21 protein-coding genes are annotated in these 20,095 nt (G+C 65.0%); 12 read left to right on the forward strand and 9 right to left on the reverse strand.

Going from position 1 to position 20,095, the window contains the following annotated elements; all coding sequences use genetic code 11:
- Window positions 1-89 precede the first annotated feature (89 nt).
- Window positions 90-1,004 (forward strand): SDR family oxidoreductase, encoded by a 915-nt coding sequence (locus ACK3BK_RS04850; RefSeq protein WP_411383833.1) that lies wholly within the window; start codon window positions 90-92, stop codon window positions 1,002-1,004.
- Window positions 1,005-1,273: 269 nt separating this feature from the next.
- Here the strand turns inward: ACK3BK_RS04850 and ACK3BK_RS04855 are convergent, their stop codons facing one another.
- Window positions 1,274-2,050: an IclR family transcriptional regulator gene (locus ACK3BK_RS04855; RefSeq protein WP_411383834.1), complete on the reverse strand. Its 777-nt coding sequence runs from the start codon at window positions 2,048-2,050 to the stop codon at window positions 1,274-1,276.
- Window positions 2,051-2,249: 199 nt separating this feature from the next.
- Here ACK3BK_RS04855 and hmgA point away from each other — a divergent pair, with 199 nt between their 5' ends.
- The 4 genes from hmgA to ACK3BK_RS04875 are packed head-to-tail and all read left to right on the forward strand — an operon-like array spanning window position 2,250 to window position 6,899.
- Window positions 2,250-3,551: a homogentisate 1,2-dioxygenase gene (gene hmgA / locus ACK3BK_RS04860; protein WP_411383835.1), complete on the forward strand. Its 1,302-nt coding sequence runs from the start codon at window positions 2,250-2,252 to the stop codon at window positions 3,549-3,551.
- Between the two features lie 3 nt (window positions 3,552-3,554).
- Window positions 3,555-4,847, forward strand: coding sequence for a fumarylacetoacetase (fahA, locus tag ACK3BK_RS04865; RefSeq protein ID WP_411383836.1), 1,293 nt, complete (start codon window positions 3,555-3,557; stop codon window positions 4,845-4,847).
- A 12-nt stretch (window positions 4,848-4,859) separates the two neighbouring features.
- Window positions 4,860-5,486: a maleylacetoacetate isomerase gene (gene maiA / locus ACK3BK_RS04870; RefSeq protein ID WP_411383837.1), complete on the forward strand. Its 627-nt coding sequence runs from the start codon at window positions 4,860-4,862 to the stop codon at window positions 5,484-5,486.
- 57 nt (window positions 5,487-5,543) lie between these two features.
- Window positions 5,544-6,899, forward strand: a complete 1,356-nt coding sequence (locus ACK3BK_RS04875) for an MFS transporter (protein ID WP_411383838.1) — start codon at window positions 5,544-5,546, stop codon at window positions 6,897-6,899.
- On the opposite strand, the gene ACK3BK_RS04880 is transcribed toward ACK3BK_RS04875, so the two are convergent.
- The gene (locus ACK3BK_RS04880; protein ID WP_288374296.1) at window positions 6,888-7,694 is read right to left on the reverse strand and encodes a SirB1 family protein; all 807 of its coding nucleotides are present in this window, start codon (window positions 7,692-7,694) and stop codon (window positions 6,888-6,890) included. The two genes, ACK3BK_RS04875 and ACK3BK_RS04880, sit on opposite strands and share 12 nt — an antisense overlap.
- Window positions 7,695-7,817: 123 nt before the next feature.
- On the opposite strand from ACK3BK_RS04880, the gene ACK3BK_RS04885 reads away from it, so the two are divergent.
- Window positions 7,818-8,837, forward strand: a complete 1,020-nt coding sequence (locus ACK3BK_RS04885; RefSeq protein ID WP_186667752.1) for a Glu/Leu/Phe/Val dehydrogenase family protein — start codon at window positions 7,818-7,820, stop codon at window positions 8,835-8,837.
- 61 nt (window positions 8,838-8,898) lie between these two features.
- On the opposite strand, the gene ACK3BK_RS04890 is transcribed toward ACK3BK_RS04885, so the two are convergent.
- A complete protein-coding gene (locus ACK3BK_RS04890; RefSeq protein WP_288374297.1) occupies window positions 8,899-9,162 on the reverse strand; it encodes a YebG family protein in 264 nt (87 codons plus the stop codon).
- Window positions 9,163-9,418: 256 nt separating this feature from the next.
- On the opposite strand from ACK3BK_RS04890, the gene ACK3BK_RS04895 reads away from it, so the two are divergent.
- On the forward strand, window positions 9,419-9,892 hold the full coding sequence (locus tag ACK3BK_RS04895) for a phosphate-starvation-inducible protein PsiE (protein WP_186667756.1): 474 nt from the start codon (window positions 9,419-9,421) through the stop codon (window positions 9,890-9,892).
- 156 nt (window positions 9,893-10,048) lie between these two features.
- Here ACK3BK_RS04895 and ACK3BK_RS04900 read toward each other — a convergent pair whose 3' ends face one another.
- The 5 genes from ACK3BK_RS04900 to ACK3BK_RS04920 form a co-directional block, all read right to left on the reverse strand.
- Window positions 10,049-10,348: a DUF3509 domain-containing protein gene (locus ACK3BK_RS04900; RefSeq protein WP_186667758.1), complete on the reverse strand. Its 300-nt coding sequence runs from the start codon at window positions 10,346-10,348 to the stop codon at window positions 10,049-10,051.
- Between the two features lie 158 nt (window positions 10,349-10,506).
- Complete coding sequence (locus ACK3BK_RS04905; RefSeq protein ID WP_186667761.1) at window positions 10,507-10,851, reverse strand: HPF/RaiA family ribosome-associated protein; 345 nt, start codon at window positions 10,849-10,851, stop codon at window positions 10,507-10,509.
- 348 nt (window positions 10,852-11,199) lie between these two features.
- Window positions 11,200-13,515, reverse strand: coding sequence for a TonB-dependent Fe(3+) dicitrate receptor FecA (gene fecA / locus ACK3BK_RS04910; protein ID WP_186710696.1), 2,316 nt, complete (start codon window positions 13,513-13,515; stop codon window positions 11,200-11,202).
- Between the two features lie 94 nt (window positions 13,516-13,609).
- Window positions 13,610-14,533 carry a FecR domain-containing protein gene (locus ACK3BK_RS04915; RefSeq protein WP_411383839.1) on the reverse strand — a complete coding sequence of 308 codons (924 nt, stop codon included), beginning with the start codon at window positions 14,531-14,533 and terminating at the stop codon, window positions 13,610-13,612.
- The gene (locus ACK3BK_RS04920; protein ID WP_186721645.1) at window positions 14,530-15,024 is read right to left on the reverse strand and encodes a sigma-70 family RNA polymerase sigma factor; all 495 of its coding nucleotides are present in this window, start codon (window positions 15,022-15,024) and stop codon (window positions 14,530-14,532) included. The genes ACK3BK_RS04915 and ACK3BK_RS04920 overlap by 4 nt, the downstream gene beginning before the upstream one ends.
- Window positions 15,025-15,202: 178 nt before the next feature.
- Here ACK3BK_RS04920 and ACK3BK_RS04925 point away from each other — a divergent pair, with 178 nt between their 5' ends.
- From ACK3BK_RS04925 to ACK3BK_RS04945, 5 genes are read left to right on the forward strand one after another with little or no spacing between them, the layout of a single operon-like run.
- The gene (locus ACK3BK_RS04925; protein WP_054893493.1) at window positions 15,203-15,508 is read left to right on the forward strand and encodes a DUF3649 domain-containing protein; all 306 of its coding nucleotides are present in this window, start codon (window positions 15,203-15,205) and stop codon (window positions 15,506-15,508) included.
- A complete protein-coding gene (locus ACK3BK_RS04930; RefSeq protein WP_186667770.1) occupies window positions 15,505-17,076 on the forward strand; it encodes a PepSY-associated TM helix domain-containing protein in 1,572 nt (523 codons plus the stop codon). The genes ACK3BK_RS04925 and ACK3BK_RS04930 overlap by 4 nt, the downstream gene beginning before the upstream one ends.
- Window positions 17,076-17,402 (forward strand): DUF3325 domain-containing protein, encoded by a 327-nt coding sequence (locus ACK3BK_RS04935; protein WP_411383840.1) that lies wholly within the window; start codon window positions 17,076-17,078, stop codon window positions 17,400-17,402. Before ACK3BK_RS04930 ends, ACK3BK_RS04935 begins: the two co-directional genes overlap by 1 nt.
- Window positions 17,399-17,956, forward strand: coding sequence for an RNA polymerase sigma factor (locus tag ACK3BK_RS04940; RefSeq protein ID WP_054893490.1), 558 nt, complete (start codon window positions 17,399-17,401; stop codon window positions 17,954-17,956). Before ACK3BK_RS04935 ends, ACK3BK_RS04940 begins: the two co-directional genes overlap by 4 nt.
- A complete protein-coding gene (locus ACK3BK_RS04945; RefSeq protein WP_411383841.1) occupies window positions 17,953-18,930 on the forward strand; it encodes a FecR family protein in 978 nt (325 codons plus the stop codon). Before ACK3BK_RS04940 ends, ACK3BK_RS04945 begins: the two co-directional genes overlap by 4 nt.
- Before the next feature lie 71 nt (window positions 18,931-19,001).
- Here the strand turns inward: ACK3BK_RS04945 and ACK3BK_RS04950 are convergent, their stop codons facing one another.
- Complete coding sequence (locus tag ACK3BK_RS04950; protein WP_186721650.1) at window positions 19,002-20,081, reverse strand: polyamine ABC transporter substrate-binding protein; 1,080 nt, start codon at window positions 20,079-20,081, stop codon at window positions 19,002-19,004.
- Window positions 20,082-20,095 lie beyond the last annotated feature (14 nt).

Genomic DNA, 20,095 nt, shown 5'->3' on the forward strand with positions numbered 1-20,095 from the left:
CTGCCATTCAGCGTCACTGCGCTTGATTGTCCGCTGCCGATGGCTGTCGGACACTCCAGGTATCCCAACCCTTGCCTGGAGCCTTGAGCATGAGCGAGCCGGTAAATCTGCAAGACCGCGTAGTGATCGTCACGGGGGCCGGCGGTGGCCTGGGCCGGGCCCACGCGCTGCTGTTCGCGGCCCGTGGTGCACGTGTGGTGGTCAACGACCTGGGCGGCTCGACCCATGGCGAAGGCGCCAGCGCCTCGGCGGCCGACCGGGTGGTGGAGGAGATCCGCGCCGCTGGCGGCACGGCGGTGGCCAACCATGACTCGGTGGCCGAGGGGGCGCGTATCGTCGAGCAGGCGCTGGACAGTTTCGGGCGGGTCGATGTGCTGGTGAACAACGCCGGCATCCTGCGCGACAAGACCTTCCACAAGATGGACGACGCCGATTGGGACCAGGTCTACCGGGTTCATGTCGAAGGTGCCTACAAGGTGACCCATGCCGCCTGGCCGCACCTGCGCGAGCAGAACTGGGGACGGGTGATCTTTACTGCCTCCACCTCCGGCATCTACGGCAATTTCGGCCAGGCCAACTATGGCATGGCCAAGCTCGGCCTCTACGGGCTGACCCGCACCCTGGCCATCGAAGGCCGCAAGTATGGGATTCTGGTCAACGCCATTGCGCCCACTGGGGGCACGCGCATGACCGAGGGCCTGATTCCGCCGCAGGTGTTCGAGCGTCTCAAGCCTGAACTGATCAGCCCGGTGGTGGTGTACCTGGGCAGCGATCAATGCGAGGACACGGGGCAGTTGTATGAAGTGGGCGGGGGCTGGGTTGGCAAGGTTCGCTGGGAAAGAAGCCTTGGTGTCGGATTTGATCCGATCACCGGCTTCACGCCTGAACAGGTGGCCGAGCAGTGGGGGCAGATCGGCGACTTCGAGGGGGCGATTCATCCACAGGATACGTTGCAGGCCTTGCAGCAGATGATGGCGAATCTGCAGAAGCATCCGCAGGGGTAGCGTGCTTCGGGCGCAAAAAAAAGGCCGCTGCACAGGCAGCGGCCAATCGAGACGTCAGATCAAGGAGCTTCAAAATCAACGTCGTTCACACGTGGCGGCCCGAACGACGGGGGAGTGCCTTTCGCGCCAGCCAGTGAAGACAGAATAAGCCTCTGATCCCACGGGAAAAATAGCCCTGGGTGACATTCACCTTTACGTTTCGGGTAAAAGTGCCCCAAAAGCAGTCAGGCCGCGTCACGACAGTGCGGGCCTTGAAACCCCGGCCCGGCTCAGGCTTCGTAGCCCATCCGCCAACTGACAGTCCGCGCCGCGGTCAGCAATTGCCGGGCGGCCGGGCCATCTTCATCGGCATGGAAGATCGACGTCGGGCCAACGACCGTCATCACCGCTGCAATCTGGCCCATGGCGTTGAACACCGGCGCCGACAAGGCATCCACCCCCGGCATCAGCAAACCGTGAACATGGTGCAGGCCGCGTGTGCGGATCTGCGTCAACAGGTCCATGTAGTCCTCGACCCGTTGCCCCCGTGCGGCCAGTTCTCGGTCGCGCAACTCGTTGGTTTCCCGCTCTGGCAGATGGGCAGCGAATACCAGCCCGGTGGAGGAACTCAGCAGGGGCAGCACCGAGCCGATCTGGGTCACCACCGTCACGGCGCGCACCGCAGGCTCGATGTTCACCACGGTTGCACCCTGGTTACCCCACACGGCGATGAAGCAGCTCTCGTTGAGCGCGTCGCGCAATTGCGACAGCGGCAGGGCAGCGACCTTCAGCACATCGATGCTGCCCAGCGCCGCCATCCCCACGCGCAAGGCTTCGCGCCCGAGCCCGTAGTGATTGGTCGCCGCATCCTGCTCGGCGAAACCGCTAGCGATCAAGGCCTGCAGGTAGCGATGGACCTTGCTGGCGGGCATCTGCACATGTTCGGCCAGGCGCGACAGCGAGGTGGAGGGCGACAGTTCGGCCAGCGCCTTGAGGATGTCAGTGCCGACTTCAGCGGAACGGACCTTCTGTTTGCTGTTGTCAACTGCGGTTTTGTCTCTGGACATCGTAAGACGCTTCCGGAATTCATTCTGGCCGACTTTATAGCTTGACGCCCCTTACCGAGCAAATTACGTTATTCGTAATCGGATTACGATAAATATAAATTCAGATGCGCTGTGTATCCCCTGGCAGTGGTCGGTCCGTCCGCCGATTCGGGGCTGCAGCTCTCTGCCATCAACGGCTCCACCGAGCCCGGAGGCCCCGATGACCCGCGACACCTTCCCCGAACTCAGCTACCTGAGCGGCTTCGGCAACGAATTCGCCAGCGAAGCCTTGCCCGGCGCGCTGCCGGTCGGGCAGAACTCGCCACAGAAAGCACCCTATGGGCTGTACGCCGAGTTGCTGTCAGGCACCGCCTTCACCATGGCGCGCAGCGAATTGCGCCGCACCTGGCTGTACCGTATCCGCCCCTCCGCGTTGCACCCGCGCTTCGAGCGCCTGGCGCGTCAGCCACTGGTCGGCCCGCTCGCTGCGGCGAACCCCAATCGCCTGCGCTGGAACCCGCAGCCAATCCCGTCCGAACCGACCGACTTCATCGAGGGCTGGTTGCCCATGGTGGCCAATGCGGCCGCTGACAAACCGGCCGGGGTGAGCATCTATATCTACCGCGCCAATCGCTCCATGGAGCGGGTGTTCTTCAACGCCGACGGCGAGTTGCTGCTGGTGCCGCAGCAGGGGCGGCTGCGCATTGCCACCGAACTGGGCGTGTTGCAGGTCGAGCCGCTGGAGATCGCGGTGATTCCACGTGGCATGAAGTTTCGTGTCGAGCTGCCTGACGGCCAGGCGCGCGGCTATATCGCCGAGAACCACGGCGCGCCATTGCGCCTCCCGGACCTGGGGCCGATCGGCAGCAACGGCCTGGCCAACCCGCGGGACTTCCTCACCCCCGTTGCGCATTACGAAGAAGCCAGTGGCCCGGTGCAGCTGGTGCAGAAGTTCCTCGGCGAGCACTGGGCCTGCCAACTGCAGCATTCGCCGCTGGATGTAGTGGCCTGGCACGGCAGCAACGTGCCGTACAAGTACGACCTGCGCCGTTTCAACACCCTCGGCACGGTCAGCTTCGACCACCCGGACCCGTCGATCTTCACCGTGCTGACCTCACCCTCCAGCGTGCACGGCCTGGCCAACATGGACTTCGTGATCTTCCCGCCGCGCTGGATGGTGGCCGAGAACACCTTCCGTCCCCCATGGTTCCACCGCAACTTGATGAACGAGTTCATGGGTCTGATCGACGGCGCCTACGATGCCAAGGCCGAGGGCTTCCTGCCCGGTGGCGCGTCGCTGCACGGGGTGATGAGCGCCCACGGGCCGGACGCCGAAACCTGCGACAAGGCGATCGCCGCCGAGCTGGCGCCACACAAGATCGACCACACCATGGCCTTCATGTTCGAGACCAGCCAGGTGCTGCGCCCGAGCGAGCAGGCCCTCGAGAGCCCGCAACTGCAGGCCGACTACGACAGTTGCTGGGCAACGCTGCCGAGCACCTTCAATCCGAACCGGAGATGACCGATGAACCAGACCGCCACTGCCCGTAGCTGGGTCGAACACGCCAACGGGCACCGCGATTTCCCGCTGCAGAACCTGCCGCTGGGCATCTTCAGTCGTCCGGGCCAGGCGCCGCGCTGCGGCGTGGCCATCGGCGACGCCATCCTCGACCTGGAAGCCGCGCTTGCCGCCGGTGTGTTCGAGGGGGCGGCCAAGGCTGCTGTCGAGGCCACTCGCGGCGGCGCCCTGAACGCCTTCTTCGCCCTCGGCCGTCCGGCCCGGGTGGCCCTGCGCGAGCGCTTGCTGGTTGTACTCGGCGAGCACAGCGAGCATCAGGCCGTGTTGCAAGCGGCACTGTATCCTGCTGGCGAATGCACCTTGCACCTGCCGGCCCGGGTCGGTGACTACACGGACTTCTACGTCGGTATCGAGCACGCCAAGAACGTCGGCAAGCTGTTCCGTCCTGACAATCCACTGCTGCCCAACTACAAGCACGTGCCGATCGGCTACCACGGCCGTGCCTCGACCTTGCGCCCGTCCGGCACCGACGTGCGCCGCCCCAAGGGCCAGACGCTTCCGGCCGGGCAGACCGAGCCGAGTTTCGGCCCATGCGCGCGGCTGGACTACGAACTCGAGTTGGGCATCTGGATCGGCCAGGGCAATGACATGGGGCAGCCGATCGCAATCGGTGATGCGGCCGAGCACGTGGCTGGCTTCTGCCTGCTCAACGACTGGTCGGCGCGCGATATCCAGGCCTGGGAGTACCAGCCGCTGGGGCCGTTCCTGTCCAAGAGCTTCATCACCAGCGTCTCGCCCTGGGTGGTGACCGCCGAGGCGCTGGAGCCGTTCCGCTGTGCGCAACCGGCACGTCCGGAAGGCGATCCGCAACCCCTGGCTTACCTGCTCGACCAGCGCGACCAGGCCGGCGGCGCCTTCGATATCGAACTGGAAGTGCTGTTGCTGACCGAGCGCATGCGTGACGAAGGCTTGCCGGCGCACCGCCTCACACTGAGCAACACCCGCAGCATGTACTGGACCGTGGCACAGATGGTCGCCCACCACAGTGTCAACGGCTGCCAGTTGCAAGCCGGTGACCTGTTCGGTTCGGGCACCTTGTCCGGGGCCGTGCCGGGCTCGTTCGGCAGCCTGCTGGAGATCACCGAAGGCGGCAAACAACCGGTGCAACTGGCCAATGGTGAGGTGCGCAAGTTCCTCGAGGACGGCGACGAAATCATCCTGCGGGCGCGTTGCGTGCGCGATGGCGTGGCCAGCATCGGTTTCGGCGAATGCCGTGGCACGGTGGTCGGGGCCAACTGAGAGGGCTGGGCGATGGAGCTGTTCACCTACTTCCGTTCCACCTCTTCTTACCGGGTGCGCATCGCCTTGGCGCTCAAGGGCCTGGATTATCAGGCCCGGCCAGTCAACCTGCTCAAGGGCGAGCACCGTGCTGCGGATTACCTGGCGCTCAACCCCCAGGGGCGGGTACCGGCCCTGCGCACGGACAGCGGCGAATTGCTGGTGCAGTCACCAGCGATCATCGAATACCTGGAAGAGCGCTTCCCGGGCACGCCGCTGTTGCCCAAGGGCGAGCAGGCCCGCGCGCGGGTGCGCGGCGTTGCGGCGATCATCGGTTGCGACGTGCACCCATTGCACAACGTCAGCGTGCTCAACCAGTTGCGCCAACTGGGGCACGATGAAACCCAGGTCAATCAGTGGATCGCCCACTGGATCGGCCAGGGGCTGGCGGCGGTGGAGCAACTGATCGGCGATCAGGGCTTCTGCTTTGGCGATACGCCGGGGTTGGCGGATGTGTACCTGCTGCCGCAGGTGTACGCGGCCGAGCGGTTCAATGTGGACCTGGAGGGTTACTCGCGCATTCGCCGGGTCGCCGCCCTGGCTGGGGAGCATCAAGCCTTCGTCAAGGCACACCCGGCGAACCAGCCGGATACGCCCTGACCACCGGGCCGGCATTGCCCCCGCACCTCTACAACAAAAACAACCAGGTACCTTGCGATGCACAACCAGATAGCCAGCTTTCGCGCGGCCCTCGATGGGCGTCCTGTGTCCTCCTACCAGTGGCGCCTGCTGGCGCTGCTGATCCTGTTGCTGGTGACCGACGGCTATGACGCCCAGGTGCTGGGCTACGTGATTCCGGCCCTGGCCCAGGACTGGGGCCTGGAGAAGGCAGCGTTCGGGCCGGTGTTCAGCGCCAACCTGCTGGGGCTGACACTGGGCTCGCTGGCCGTCACCCCGTTGGCCGATCGCTTCGGCGTGCGCAGGGTGCTGCTCTGGTGCGTACTGCTGTACGCGAGCCTGACCCTGCTGATGGTGTTTTCCACATCGCTGAACAGCCTGATGCTGGCGCGCTTTCTGTGCGGGATCGGCATGGGCGGGGCGATGCCCAGTGCGATGGCGCTGATGGCCGATTATGCACCGCCGCGCCTGCGCACCTTGATGGTGACCCTCGCGGCCTGCGGCTTCTCCCTCGGCGGCGCGGCGGGGGGCTTCGTCGCGGCAGGCTTCATCGACAGGTTCGGCTGGGAGGCGGTGTTTCTTGCCGGTGGCGTGGCGCCGCTGCTGCTGTTCCCCTTCCTGGTGATGTTCCTGCCCGAGTCCTTGCCGCGCCTGTTGCGCGATGCGCCTCCCTACGCCCGTCTGCAACGCCTGGCTGCGCGCATGCTACCCGGCTGGCAAGTACCTGCGGCACAGGGTGCGGTGGATGAACCGGCGGCAGACCAACTGACCGTGTTGGGCTTGTTCCGCGATGGCTTCGCCCGGCCGACGCTGCTCATCTGGGGCACCTTCTTCGTCAGCTTGATCCTGCTCTACTTCATGATCAGCTGGTTGCCGTCGCTGTTGCTGGAGAGCGGGCTGGCGCTCAAGCATGCCAACCTGGTGACCTCGCTGTTCCTGTTCGCCGGGACCTTCGGCGCGATATGCCTGGCGTGGTGCGCCGATCGCATGGTCAACAAGGTCAGGCTGCTGGCGGCGGTCCTGTTGGGCGCTGCGGTCTTCAGCGTGCTGGTCGGGCTGAACCACGCCGATCCGCGCTGGTTGGTGCCGAGCGTGTTCGCTGCAGGCTTCTGCATCATTGGCGGGCAACTGACGCTCAATGCCTTCGTCAGCAACTTCTACCCGGCTCAGGTTCGGGCGACCGGCACCGGCTGGGCGTTGGGCGTCGGGCGTTTCGGTTCGATCCTCGGGCCGTTGTTCGGCAGCCTGCTGCTGGCCATGCACATGCCGGTGGAGTGGATATTCTTCTTCTGCGCGATTCCGGCAGTCATCGCGGCGCTGCTGATCAGCCAGGTGCGTGCGCCGGGCAAGCGGGCCGATACGCAGGCGGCCAAGGTCGATGCGCTAGTGGATTGAACGGTTTGTCGAAGGCAACTGGGCGAGGCGCTCGCCCAGCTTGAGGCGCTGCACCGGATCGTCGCTCAACAGCAATGCGTGCTCCAGGTCGAAGCGCTCGGCCTGGGGGCAGTCCAGGTTCTGGTAGAGGGTGGCGCGGGCCAGATAGTCGGCGACCTGCACTGGCCCTAGTTGCATCACCCGTTCAGCGTCGATCAGCGCAGCCAGGTCGTTGTCGTTGCTACTGTGCAGCTGGCGCAGGTTGCGCGACAGGCGCTGTAGCATCTGCATCGGGCTGGCGCTATGCAGGTGTTCGGCGGTCAGGGTCATGTGCGGGCCGTACTGGCGGTTGAGTAGTTCGCGGCAATCCGCGGGGTACAGGCGTCGACCGCCGCAGGGGTCGAGCAGATGATCGGCGCCGGGCACGCGCAACAGGAAATGGCCAGGAAAGTTCACCCCCTCCAGTGGGATCGACAGGCGCTGCGCCATCTCCAACGCCAGGATCGCCAGCAGCAACGGCTGGCCTCGACGGCGTTGCAGCACCTTGTCCATCAATGCTGCTTGCGGACGTAGCGGGTGGTATTCGTCCTGCTGGAAGCCCAGGGCATTGAGTTGGCGCAGCAATGGCTGGGCGAGTTCGCCGACGGGAAGCATCGGCAGGCGCGCGTTGATTTCTCGATGCAGGTCGTGCAACTGCGCGAGGTTGGCGGCGGGATCGACCTCGCGGTCATGCTCGGCGGCGATCCAGAGGGTGGCTTCCAGCAGGGCGACCGGGGTGCGGTCGAGGCAGGCCAGGCAGGCTTTACGTGGGTTCATCGGACTTCTCCACACACACTAGATTTTTAGCTCCGGTGCACCGATTCGTCCAGTGGTCCGCCCAGGCCCTGGACCGTCGCGGGCTGCCTATACTGATGGGAGCACCTTGTGGGGAGCCCGTCGATGTTCGCGCTCATGCAAAGCACCCGTACCCAGTCCCTGCACCTGTGGAACGACCCTGCCACCGGCTTGAAAGCCGTGGTGGCGATTCATAGCGAGCATCTGGGGCCAGCCATGGGGGGCTGTCGCTACCTGCCGTACGCCGACGATGAAAGTGCGATGACCGATGCCATCCACCTGGCCCAGGGCATGAGCTACAAGGCGGCCCTGGCCGGGCTGGCGCTGGGCGGCGGCAAGGCGGTGATCGTGCGCAACCCTCATGTGGAAAATCGCGCGGCGCTGTTCGAGGCGTTCGGGCGTTTCGTCGACAGCCTGCAAGGGCGCTTCATCACCGCCGTGGACAGCGGCACCTCGACGCTGGACATGGACTGCATCGCCCAGTCCACCCCTCATGTCACCAGCACCACGGCCTCGGGCGACCCTTCACCGCACGCGGCCATGGGCGTGTTCGCCGGCATTCGCGCCACCTCGATGGCACGGCTGGGCAGCGATAATCTCGAGGGGTTGCGCGTGGCGGTGCAAGGGCTGGGCAATGTGGGCTATGCACTGGCCGAGCAGTTGCGTGCGGCAGGGGCAGAGTTGCTGGTCAGTGACCTCGACCCCGGGCGGGTGAGGCTGGCGGTGGAGCAGTTCGGGGCGCATCCGGTGACCAACGATGCGCTGATCAGCACGCCCTGCGATATCTTCGCGCCCTGCGGGGTAGGGCCTGTGCTCAATGGCCAGAGCGTGATGACGTTGCGTTGCGCGGCGGTGGCCGGCGCCGCCAATCATCAGTTGACCACCTTGCAGGTGGCCGACCAGCTCGAGAGCCGCGGGATTCTGTACGCCCCGGACTACGTGATCAATGCCGGTGGGCTGATCTATGTGGCGCTGACCCACCGAGGCGCTGACCTGAGCACCATTACCGCGCACCTGGCGCGCATCCCCACGCGCTTGACCGAGGTGTTCGCCCATGCCCAGGCCGAGAAACGCTCGCCTGCGCGCGTGGCGCAGATGCTGGCGGAGCGGCTGTTGTACGGTTGAGCGGACAGCGCCAGCATCCACGCCGCCGTGTACAGTCGGCGCAGATGCTGCTGCAGGAGCCTTACTCGGCTGCCTCGCCTGCGAGCAGCTCGGCCAGCGCATCGGGCTGGCTCTTGAATGCCCGGGCGAACACGTCGCGGTTCTTGGCCATGTAGATGCCCGCTTCCTCGACCTGCTGCTCGCTCAGCGACGGCACGGCCTTGTGCAGTACTTCGGCCAGCCGTTCGGCCAGCTCGAGCATCTTGTCGTGACGATCTGCTTCGGCCTTATCCATGAACAAGCGCTCCGGGTCGCGGCTGCTGCGGTACACCACTTCGACGGCCATTCATCACCTCTGTGCCTTTTGTGTATGTGAGTTGGATAACAACTGTATCTTTATACAGTATCGAGCATAGCGGATTCTTTGGCAATCGGATAGTGGCGTTCTGATTTACCCGGATGCACGCGGCGAAGCATAGTTCATAGGTGCCTTGCGGCAATCGGTCACCTTCCAAGTACGGGGCCTGGCCCTTTAACTGCATGTCAAAAGCGTCACATCGGTGGCGCATCATCCTTCATGTCGTATCGAGGAATCCTGCATCGTGAAATCCAAATGGCCAGAAAAGCTGCGCAAGGGCCTGCATGCGCCCGCCGACGCACTGGGAAATCTGTTCGTCGAATCGTTCCACTACCTGGCCCTGTTCGGCATCGGTGCGATCACGGCCTATGCCGCCGTGGCGACCTTCATCGAGATGCTCGAGAAGGGCGGCATCAGTGTCGATGACATTCTGCTGCTGTTCATCTACCTCGAGCTGGGGGCCATGGTGGGGATCTACTTCAAGACCAACCACATGCCCATCCGCTTCCTGCTGTACGTGGCGATCACCGCACTCACACGCCTGCTGATCGGCGATGTCTCGCACCACAAGGCGCCGGACGTGGGGTTGCTGTACGTGTGTGGCGGCATCCTGCTGCTGGCCTTCGCGATCCTGGTGGTGCGTTTTGCCTCGTACCGCTATCCGTCGACGCGGGTGATCGATGCCAGCGGCAAGGATATGGATGACGGCAAGGTCTGATCCATCCGGCAGCGACTTGGGCAAGCTGGACGGCTGGGTGATGGGAAATACTTACTGCGCGGGCGCCTTGCTCAATGGCAGCGCCTACACTCTGGCGCCCGCACTCTGAAGTGCTGACGTCGTGGTTGCAGCATCGCTGCGACCTGCCGATTCGCTCTATCGAGCGACCCCCGCACCCCGCCAGACCTGATCCCGTCCCGCACTGTCGGTCATCCCCGCCAGCACTTGCAGGGCATCTTCCCCTTGTTCGATGGCCAGCCCCAGGCGAATGCTGTCCACCACCCGGCGCAGGCGCGTCGGGTCATTGCGTTGGGCGGCGCTGATCAGTCGCTTGGCGACCACGCCGGTATCGTTGGAGAGGGTCAGCATGATGCTGCCGTCGAGCCGCTCGATGCTCAGGTTGACCCGGTAATACGGGGCGAAGGCGTCGCTGATGAGGTCGAAGGGATTGGTCATGGGCTGGCATCTGCAAAGAATGTTCACCGATTGACCGGGAGACAGCAGGGATGGTTCAGCGACGTTGATCAATTGATGCCGTGTGTGGCTGGTGCCGGCCTGGAACCCTGGAAACGAAAACGCCCGGTGCCAGGCACCGGGCGTCTGTGTGTCACCGATCACTCTTCTTCGGTTTGCTGCACCACGCTGCGCTTGCTGCGCAACTTGCCGTAGAAATGTTCCAGCGCGTTGTTCAGCTTGCTGGCCGCACCGTCGATCGCGTGGTCCAGCGAGGTGGCGGTATGGCTGACGGAAATCGGTTGATGACCTTTGGGGCGAGCCTCCATCTGGCAGCGTTTGTCATGCGGGCCGGGCTTGTCGCCGTTCTCGTCACGCAAGTGGACCTCGATGCGGGTAAGGTCGTCCTCGTAGCGCTGCAGCGTGCTTTCCAGCGTACTGCGGACCCATTCGTTCAGACGGCTGCTGCTGTCGATATGGTTGCTGCTGTTGACCTGGATTTGCATGATTCAATCCTTACTCAGCTTGCTCGCATGGAGGCGTGCCTAGGCCCTTGAGGCCCTTGGGGAAAGCATCGCCTCTTGACTCTAAGGTCAGGGATTGGCGCGCCGAATTCAAGCCCCTTTTCCGATAAATTTTTTGTAGCAATTCGCAAGGTTGACACTGTTGCTGCAGGAGCGACTGTCTTGTTCAAAATCTAAAGGCCAGCCCAGGCTCCCTGTGGCAGCGGCGGTTCGCCGCTGCGACTTGCCCGCGAACACGGGCGTAGCCCGTGCCAGGCAGCGCGGTGTCTTTTTCGCGGGCAAGCCCGCTCCTACACAGGTACCGCACTGGTACTGAGGACCGTGCCATCGTCAGAACGCGACCGAAGTCTGCACATACAGCGTGCGCGGCTCGCCCACGTACTTGCCCTTGTTGTTGTCGTCGAACGAACGGGTGTAGTACTCGCGGTTGAACAGGTTCTTCACCCCCACCGCCACCTTCAGGTTCGACAACTGCGGCCCGAAGTCGTACCCGGCGCGGGTGCTGACCAGCATGTAGCCCGGTATCCGTCCGGTGCTGCCATCGGCGCTTTCGCTGGCGGTGTTGGCGTTGTCGGCGTACTGGCTGCTCTGGAAGCTGCCATCCAGGTTCAACTGCCATGGCCCCTCGGTGTAGCCGAGCCCCAGCGTGCCCTTGTGGCGCGAGGAGAACGGCACTTGATTGCCCTTGTTCGGGCCGTCCTCGCGGATGGTGGCGTCGACGAAGGCGTAGCTGGCGTGCACATCGAAGCCGGCCAGCGCCGGGCTCAGTCCGTCGAGGGCATAGCGCACGCTGGTCTCGATGCCCTGGTGGCGGGTTTCGCCGCGGGCGATCACCGAGTCGTTGGTCTGGTTGCTTTCGTACTGGTTGTCGAAGTTGATCAGGAAGGCGCCGATCTCTGCCTGCAGGTCGCCGCTGTCGTAGCGGGTGCCGACTTCCCAGGTGCGCGCCTTTTCCGGCTTCACTTCGCCGCTGCTGACACGGTTGGGCATCTGGCTGTACTGCACGCTGCCGAACGAGCCTTCGGTGTTGGCGTAGAGGTTCCAGGTGTCGGTCAGGTGGTACATCACGTTCAGGGCCGGCAATGCGGTGTTGTAGCTGCCCTGGTAACGCTGGTTGCTGAGCTTGTTGCTCTGCTCGGAGTCGATCATCTCGTAGCGGATGCCGGGGGTGATGGTCCAGCGGCCGATGTCGATGCGGTCGTCCAGGTAGATCGCGTGGGCTTCGGTGGCGCCACGGGTGTCGCGGTCGTTGCGGCTGGCGGTGGTCGGCAGGTTGCCGGTCACCGGTTCACGGAAGCGCAGTTCGTGGCCGGCTTCGTTGATGTAGCGGTAGCCCACGCCCAGTTCGTGCCAGCTGTCGCCCAGTGCCACACCTTGCGAGAAGCGGGTCTCGATGCCACGTACCCAGTACTCGCGTGGCGACAGCGAGACGAAGCTGCCCTGGTCGAGGTAGCCGCTGCGCAAGGTCTTGGTGAAGAAGCTGTTGACGCTGAACTGGCGGTCGTCCTGCTTGTAGTCGTAGCCGAAGTTGACCAGGGTGCGACGGCCCCAGAACTTGTCCTTCAGGCGGGTCGACTGGTACGGGTCTTCATCGAACGCCGCCTTGCTCAGGCCGCCGGGCATGTCGGCCTCGCCCTCGTAGTACTGGGCCATGGCGTGCAGGCTGTTGGCCTCGTCCAGTTGCAGCTTGCCTTTGAGAATGAGGTCGTCGATCTGTGTGTCGCTGTGTTCGCGCCAGTCGCCGCCGCGGGTGCCGGAGTAGAGCAGGGCGCCGCCCAGGCCGTTGTCGTTGGTGCCGCCGACCAGCAGGTTGGCGCTGTTCTTGAAGCCGTCGTGGCTGGACGAGGGGCTGATCTGGTTCTGCATGGCGGCCTTGAAGGTCGCCTCTTCGGGGATGGCACGGGTGACGAAGTTGACGATACCGCCGACGTTCTGCGGGCCGTAACGCACTGCGCCGCCGCCGCGCACCACATCGACCGCATCCATGTTGCCCAGGCTCAGCGGGGCCAGCGACAGCTGTGGCTGGCCGTAGGGGGCGAAGGGGACCGGGATGCCGTCCATCAGCACCGTGGAACGCGAGGCCAGGCGCGGGTTGAGGCCACGGATGCCGAAGTTCAGTGCCAGGTCGTGGCTGCCGGTGCCGTTGTTTTCCGGGGCATTGACGCCGGGGATGCGGTTGAGCACCTCACGGGCGTTGTTGGCGCCACTGCGCTCGAACGCTTCGCGGCGGACCACGTCACGTGCGCCGGGGTGTTCGAAGACGTTGTCCTGACGTGCCTCGGCCAGCCAGTCGCCAACCACGGTCGAGGCACCCAGCTCGATTGCCGCATCGCTGCCGGACGTGGCGAGCGGTTGCAGGCTGTAGGCATTGTCGGCCTCCTGACGCGCCTGCAGGCCGCTGCCATGCAGCAATGCCTCCAACCCTTGCTGCACGCCGTACTGGCCTTCCAGGCCGGGGCTGCGCAAGCCTTGGGTGACACTGGAGCCGAACGAAATCAGCGCACCGCTTTCGCGGCCGAACTGGTTGAGGGCGTCTTCCAGGGTGCCGGGCGCGATGTGATAGGCGCGCGGTTCGGCAGCCTGGGCGAAGTTCAGGCTGGTGGCGAGCAGCAGGGCGATGGCGAGAGGCGTGGGGCGCAGGGGCATGGGGTTGGGTCCTGTAAGGAGGGTTCTGCCTGCTCTGTCACGCGAGGGAAGCGAAATGGCTCAGGTTGGAAGAAAAATAGTTGTCGGCACAGGCTCAAACCGCCTCGACCTTGACCCAGTACCGGGTGAACCGCCGCACCCGCACCGGCAGCGCCACCTCCAGCATCTCCAGGATCCGTTCGCTGTCATCCAGCGGGTACGACCCGGAAATCCGCAGCCCTGCGACCTGCTCGCTGCAGCCCAGCTGTCCGTGGCGATAACGTGACAGCTCGGCGAGAAACTCGCCCAGGCGCATCTGCGAGACCACCAGCATCCCATCGACCCAGGCGCCGATGTTGCGATCCAGCGCGCCGATACCTTCCCAGTGGCCCGCTGCCAGACGGGCTTGCTGCCCCGCGAGCAGCACCTGGCCCTGTAGCCGAGCCATGCCGCTGAACACCGAGACCTGGCTGAACCCCTCGAACTGGCGCACGTTGAAGCGGCCGCTTTCGAGTTGCAGGCTGCCATCGTCGGTGCGCAACACCAGCGGGCGGGTATCGCGGGCGACGTCTAGCGACAACTCACCGTCGAGCAGGTGCACGTAACGTTGCTGCCCATCGAACCGCACATCGGCGGCGCTGCGGGTGTTCAGTCGCAACAGGCTGCCGTCGTCCAGCGGCAGGCGTCGGCGCTGGCCCACGGGGCTGCGGTAGTCGGCCATCAGCCCTGGCAACGGATTGTGCGATTGCAATCCCAGTCCGGTGGCACTGGCCACGCCCGCCAGCAGCAACGCCTTGAGCGCGCGACGCCGGGCCGGGGAGGGTGGTGCCTGCAAGGTGGCGTGCACCACGGGCGAGGTCGCGCCACGCAGACGCTGGTTGACCTGCTGGATATGCGCCCAGGCGCGCTGGTGTTCGCCGTCCGCCTGTAACCAGTGTTCGAGTGCCTGCTGCTGGGCCGGATCGAAATCGGCCCCCTGGGATTCGATCAGCCAGTGCACCGCCTGCTCGGCGACCTGGGGCGAGATGCCTGCGCTCACAGGGCGAAATAACAGCGCAGGGCTGCCTTGTGCAGGTAGCGTTTGACCGTTGCCAGGGAAATACCCAGTTCACGGCCGATCTCGGCTTGGCCCAGGCCATCGACCTGGGCCAGCAGGAAGGCGCGTTTGACCAGCGGCGGCAGGCCATCGAGCAGGCGGTCGAGTTGGAGCAGGGTTTCGAAGATCAGCGCCTTTTCTTCCTCGCTTGGCGCCAGGCGCTCGGGCACCTGGGCCAGGGCTTCGAGGTAGGCGCGCTCCAGCTCCTGACGGCGGAAATGGTTGCACAGCACGCGCTTGGCGACGGTGGCGAGAAAGGCCCGGGGCTCGATCAACTGTGGGGTGTCGCGAGCCTGGAGCAGGCGCACGTAGGTGTCCTGGGCCAGGTCGGCGGCGCTCTGCGGGCAGCCCAGGCGACGGCGCAGCCAACCGGTCAGCCAGTTGTGGTGGGCGTGGTAGAGGCCTTCGACGGTGGAGGAGAGGGCACTGGACACCGAGGTGACTCCGGCGTCCGATGACGCGATTGGGAGTAAGAATTGTTCGCATTATATTCAGGGTGGTGTGGTGTCGCAATCCTGTTGGGCCGGGCACAGCTCATCCCCAATCTTTGCTTATGAGAATTGAAATCATTACTATTGCACCCCTCTCAACCTGTCCCCGGACCGTCGCCCCATGAAAAGCAAAGCCGCCGGCCTGCCCCTGAGCTACCGCCTGGCCGTGACCTCGCGCAGCCTGGCTGCCTTGCTGGGTGGCTACCTGCTGGCCTCGGCGGCCAGCGTCTGCGTCAGCCTGCTGATGCCCGGCGCCCAGGTCGATGCGGCACTGACCGGGATGATGCTGTCGTTCGTGTTCTATCTGCTCGCCTTCATCTGGTGCTTCGCCTGCCGCAGCGCATTGCGCGCCTGGCTGGGCGTCTTGCTGCCAAGCCTCGTGCTGGGCGCGATCGGCGGGCTGGCTTATTGGATGAAGAACCCATGAAAGAGGGCTTCCGCCAGGCCATGGCCTGGCTGCACACCTGGACCGGCCTGATCTTCGGCTGGCTGTTGTTCGCCATCTTCCTCACCGGCACGCTTGCCTACTTCAAGGAAGAGATCAACCACTGGAGCAAACCGGAGATCCACAGCCATCCGCTGAACCCGGCGGCCAGCCTGGAGATGGCGCAGCGCTACCTGCAAGCCAACGCCGCTGATTCCAGCACCTGGTTCATCCGCCTGCCCAGCGAGCGCGAGGCGGCGCTGAGCGTCGGCTATCGCGACCCCAACGCCGGTGGGCGACGCGGCTTCACCAGCAAGGAGCTGGACGCGGCCAGCGGCGAGATGGTCGAGGGCCGCGACAGCCGTGGCGGCGACTTTTTCTACCGTTTCCACTTCCAACTGGAGATGCCGCACCCCTGGGGGCGCTGGCTGTCGACCTTCTGTGCCTTCATCATGCTGCTGGGGCTGGTGACCGGGATCATCACCCACAAGAAGATCTTCAAGGAGTTCTTCACCTTCCGCCCCGGCAAGGGCCAGCGCTCCTGGCTCGATGGCCACAACGCCATCGGCGTGCTGGTGCTGCCCTTCCACCTGATGATCAGCTACAGCAGTCTGGTGATCTTCATGTACATGGTCATGCCTGCCGGGATCATGGCCAGCTATGGCAGCGCCAACGGTTACTTCAACGACCTGTTCGGCCGCGACGAAGTGCCGAAGGTGGCTGGTGTGGCCGCGCCGCTGGTCCCCCTGTCGAGCCTGTACGCCAAGGTCCAGGAGCAGGCGCCAGGCGCGCGCATGGGCTTCATCCAGGTACAGAACCCTGGCGACCAGAATGCCCGCGTCACCTTGAGCCGTGCCTCGGCCGACAGTGTCGCGTACAAGCGCAGCGCCAACTGGACCTTCGACGGTGCCACCGGTGCACTGCTCACCCAGGGTGCGCCGGAAAGCGCGGCGATGATGACCTCCTTCACCTTCGTCGGCCTGCACATGGGCAACTTCGCCGGGCCCTGGCTGCGCTGGTTGTACTTCGTCTTCGGGGTCGCCGGCACGGCGGTGATCGGCACTGGCCTTGTGATGTGGCTGGGCAAGCGTCAGCTCAAGCATGCCAAGAGCGAGCGCATGCCCGCGGAGCTGCGCCTGGTCGAGGTGCTCAACATCGCCAGCATGAGCGGCCTGCTGCTGGGCGTGGCGGCGTTCTTCTGGGCCAATCGCCTGCTGCCGGTCGGGCTGCAAGGGCGGGCCGACTGGGAGGTCAATGCGTTCTTTCTGGTCTGGGCACTGTCGCTGCTGCACGCCATGCTGCGCCCCGGGCGTCGCGCCTGGGGCGAGCAGTTGGCGCTGGGTGCCCTGGTGTTCGCTGCGTTGCCGTTGCTCAATGCCGTGACCACAGGCCAAGGCCTGGATCATTCGCTGATCGTCGGTGACTGGGCGATGGCTGGGTTCGATCTCACGGCCCTGGCCACCGGCCTGTTCCTCGGCTGGGCGGCCGGCAAGATGCTGCGCGCGCCCAAGCCGGTCGCCAAGCGCTCGGCCAAGGTCAAGGCCCGCGCCGAAACCGTGGAGGCGAATTGATGCTGAGTCTGGCGCTGTTCACCTTCGCCGGCCTGGCTGCCCTGTGCCTGGCCATGGAAAAACACTTCACCGACCTGCTGGGCCGCAAGCCGCGGCAGGCCCAGTTGCGTGCCTTGCGCATCGTCGGCTGGCTACTGCTGGTGCTGTCGGCGGTACTGGCCGTGCACCTGCGTGGCTGGGCGCTGGGGCTGGTGGAGTGGACGGCCGTGTTGATGGCCGGGCTGACCCTCTGGGTGTTCGGCCTGCCGTACCAGCCACGCCTGCTGCTGAGTCTGGCAACGGCGAGCCTGGTGCTGGCGCCGGTCGTGGCGGTGTTTGGCGCGTGAGCGAGCCTGACCTCGACGAGGCCGGTGGCCGGGCGCGCTTCCTGCAGGTGTTCCTGGCCCAGCGCGGACGCATGGAGGCGCTGGTCAGCCGGCGCGTCGGCTGTCGTGCCACCGCCTCGGACCTGGTCCAGGAACTGTTCCTGCGCTTCTGGCGTCGGCCTGCGGTCAAGGTCGAGGCGCTCGACACCTACCTCTTGCGCTGCGCCGGCAACCTGGCGATCGATCACCTGCGCAGCGAGGGCAGTCGCGGTCGTGTCACCGAAGGGCTGTCGATCAGCGACGAGGCGCTGTCGGCCCAGGCGCCAGAGCAGGCGCTGGAGGTCGATCACGATCTACGGCGCATCGAGCAGGCGCTGCGCGCCTTGCCGGAACGTACGCGACAGATCTTCCTGCTCAACCGCATCCATGGCTGCAAGTACGGCGAGATCGCCAAGGCCATGCAGGTGTCCCAGAGTGCGGTGGAAAAGCATATGATGCGCGCCCTCGAAGCGTGCAAGGCGAGTGTCGCCGAGCCCGCTACCCCATTGCGCAGGCCAGGGAGCGACCGTCGATGAGCCAGCCCTATCCGATCACCGCCGAACAGTCGCGCATGGCCCTGGGCTGGCTGAGCCGCATCAACGAGCATCCTCCGGCAGCCGAAGGCGCCGAGTTCAAGCGCTGGTTGCTGGCCGATCCTGCGCACCGCGCCGCCTATGCCGAGGCCCAGGCCCTGTGGCAACTGAGCGAGGCGCCCGCCGCGCGCCTGGCCGAAGAGGAACGCGAGGGCCTCGAGCAGTACCTGCAGGCCATGCGCCGGCCGAAGGCCCGCTGGGGACGGCGTAGCGGGGCACTGGCGGCAGCGGCCTGCCTGGTGCTGACACTGGGCAGCTTGGCCGGTTGGCAGCCGCAATACTGGCTGCAGGACCTGCGTGCCGACTATCGCAGTGATGAGCATGTGCGCCACATCACCCTGGCCGACCAGTCACGCCTGACCCTGGATGCCAACAGCGCCGTGGTGGTGGATTTCGACCATGGCGAGCGGCGCGTACGCCTGCTGCGTGGCGCGGCGTTCTTCGAGGTGACCCACACCGGTGCGCCGTTCCTGGTCGATGCGGCGGGCGGCGAAGTGCGGGTGCTGGGCACTCAGTTCGAGGTACGCGGGCAGGGCGACGGCGCCCAGATTACCGTGCGCAGCGGACGGGTGGCGGTGACACCGATTGCCGGTGCCGTGGCGCGTGAGCTGACCGCCAACCAGCAACTGACCTACGCCGAGGGCGTGGCGGGGGCGATCAGTGCCGTGGACAGTGACAGTCGCCTGGCCTGGCGCCAGGGCTGGCTGAACTATTACCAGGTGCCGCTGGCGCAGGTGGTCGAGGACCTGGAGCGGTATTACCCGGGGCGCATCCTGCTGCTCGACGATGCCTTGGCGCAGCGCAAGGTCAGCGGCAGTTTCCCGGTGGAGGAGCCCTTGCTGGCGCTGGCGTCGCTGGGCAAGGTCATGGGCTTCGTGCCGCAGACGCTGTTCGGGCGGGTGACGGTGGTGCGCTGAAGCCGACCCCATAACGGCAAAACCCCACCGGCACCCTGGTGCCGGTGGGGTTTTTCGCATATGCGAGGGCTTCAGTTCCCCGCTTTGATGCTGGTCCAGATCCGCGTGCGGATGCGGTCGATCTTCGCTGGCATCGCTTCCAGGGCAAACAGCTTGCCCATCACGTCCGGGCTCGGGTAGATCATGGTGTTCTGCTTGAGTGCCGGATCGACCAGGGCGTCTGCCTTGGCATTGCCGTTGGCGTACTGCACCGAATTGCTGATGTTGGCCATCACCTCAGGCTGCAGCAGGTAGTTCATGTAGGCGTAGCCGGCTTTCTCGTCCGGTGCATCGGCTGGCATGGCGACCATGTCGAACCACAGCGGCGCACCTTCCTTGGGAATCGAATAGCCCACCTTCACCCCGTTCTTCGCATCTTCGGCGCTGTTCTTGGCCTGCAGCACGTCGCCGGAGAAGCCGACCACCACGCAGATATTGCCGTTGGCCAGGTCACCGGTGTACTTCGAAGAGTGGAAGTAGTTGATGTACGGACGCACCTTCATCAACAGTTCCTTGGCTTTCTCGTAATCCTCAGGCTTCTGACTGTGCGGCGGCAGGCCCAGGTAGTTCAGGGCGATCGGCAGCAATTCCGGGCCGTTGTCGAGCATGGCCACGCCACAGCTCTTGAGCTTTTCCATGTTCTCGGGCTTGAACACCAGGTCCCAGGAATCGACCGGTGCCTTGTCGCCGAGCACGGCCTTGACCTTGTCGATGTTGTAGCCGATGCCGGTGCTGCCCCACAGGTACGGGAAGCCGTACTGGTTGCCCGGGTCGTTCACTTCCAGCGCCTTGAGCAGCACCGGGTTGAGGTTCTGCCAGTTCGGCAGCTGGCTCTTGTCGAGCTTCTTCAGGGCCTTGCCCTGGATCTGCCGGGCCATGAAGTGGTTGGAGGGGAAGACCACGTCGTAACCGGAGTTGCCGGTCATCAGCTTGCCGTCGAGGGTCTCGTTGCTGTCGTAGACATCGTAGGTGGGCACGATGCCGGTGGCTTTCTGGAAGTTCTGCAGCGTGTCCGGGGCGACGTAGCTGGACCAGTTGTAGATCTTCACCGAGTCGGCGGCGCTGGCGACGCCAGCAGCCAGCATCAGGGGGGCGAGGAGGAGTTTGCGCATGTCCGGTTTACCTT

The organism is Pseudomonas sp. L7 (assembly GCF_046605565.1).
Lineage (GTDB): Bacteria > Pseudomonadota > Gammaproteobacteria > Pseudomonadales > Pseudomonadaceae > Aquipseudomonas > Aquipseudomonas wayambapalatensis.

Excerpts from the sequence above, each read along its gene's own strand:
- ACK3BK_RS04875 (WP_411383838.1), top strand. The coding sequence starts at position 5,544 with ATGCACAACCAGATAGCCAGCTTTCGCGCGGCCCTCGATGGGCGTCCT.
- ACK3BK_RS04925 (WP_054893493.1), top strand. The coding sequence starts at position 15,203 with ATGAAAAGCAAAGCCGCCGGCCTGCCCCTGAGCTACCGCCTGGCCGTG.
- ACK3BK_RS04885 (WP_186667752.1), top strand. The coding sequence starts at position 7,818 with ATGTTCGCGCTCATGCAAAGCACCCGTACCCAGTCCCTGCACCTGTGG.
- hmgA (WP_411383835.1), top strand. The coding sequence starts at position 2,250 with ATGACCCGCGACACCTTCCCCGAACTCAGCTACCTGAGCGGCTTCGGC.
- fecA (WP_186710696.1), bottom strand. The coding sequence starts at position 13,515 with ATGCCCCTGCGCCCCACGCCTCTCGCCATCGCCCTGCTGCTCGCCACC.
- ACK3BK_RS04900 (WP_186667758.1), bottom strand. The coding sequence starts at position 10,348 with ATGACCAATCCCTTCGACCTCATCAGCGACGCCTTCGCCCCGTATTAC.
- ACK3BK_RS04950 (WP_186721650.1), bottom strand. The coding sequence starts at position 20,081 with ATGCGCAAACTCCTCCTCGCCCCCCTGATGCTGGCTGCTGGCGTCGCC.
- ACK3BK_RS04880 (WP_288374296.1), bottom strand. The coding sequence starts at position 7,694 with ATGAACCCACGTAAAGCCTGCCTGGCCTGCCTCGACCGCACCCCGGTC.
- ACK3BK_RS04930 (WP_186667770.1), top strand. The coding sequence starts at position 15,505 with ATGAAAGAGGGCTTCCGCCAGGCCATGGCCTGGCTGCACACCTGGACC.
- ACK3BK_RS04890 (WP_288374297.1), bottom strand. The coding sequence starts at position 9,162 with ATGGCCGTCGAAGTGGTGTACCGCAGCAGCCGCGACCCGGAGCGCTTG.
- ACK3BK_RS04850 (WP_411383833.1), top strand. The coding sequence starts at position 90 with ATGAGCGAGCCGGTAAATCTGCAAGACCGCGTAGTGATCGTCACGGGG.
- fahA (WP_411383836.1), top strand. The coding sequence starts at position 3,555 with ATGAACCAGACCGCCACTGCCCGTAGCTGGGTCGAACACGCCAACGGG.
- ACK3BK_RS04905 (WP_186667761.1), bottom strand. The coding sequence starts at position 10,851 with ATGCAAATCCAGGTCAACAGCAGCAACCATATCGACAGCAGCAGCCGT.
- ACK3BK_RS04855 (WP_411383834.1), bottom strand. The coding sequence starts at position 2,050 with ATGTCCAGAGACAAAACCGCAGTTGACAACAGCAAACAGAAGGTCCGT.
- ACK3BK_RS04935 (WP_411383840.1), top strand. The coding sequence starts at position 17,076 with ATGCTGAGTCTGGCGCTGTTCACCTTCGCCGGCCTGGCTGCCCTGTGC.
- maiA (WP_411383837.1), top strand. The coding sequence starts at position 4,860 with ATGGAGCTGTTCACCTACTTCCGTTCCACCTCTTCTTACCGGGTGCGC.
- ACK3BK_RS04945 (WP_411383841.1), top strand. The coding sequence starts at position 17,953 with ATGAGCCAGCCCTATCCGATCACCGCCGAACAGTCGCGCATGGCCCTG.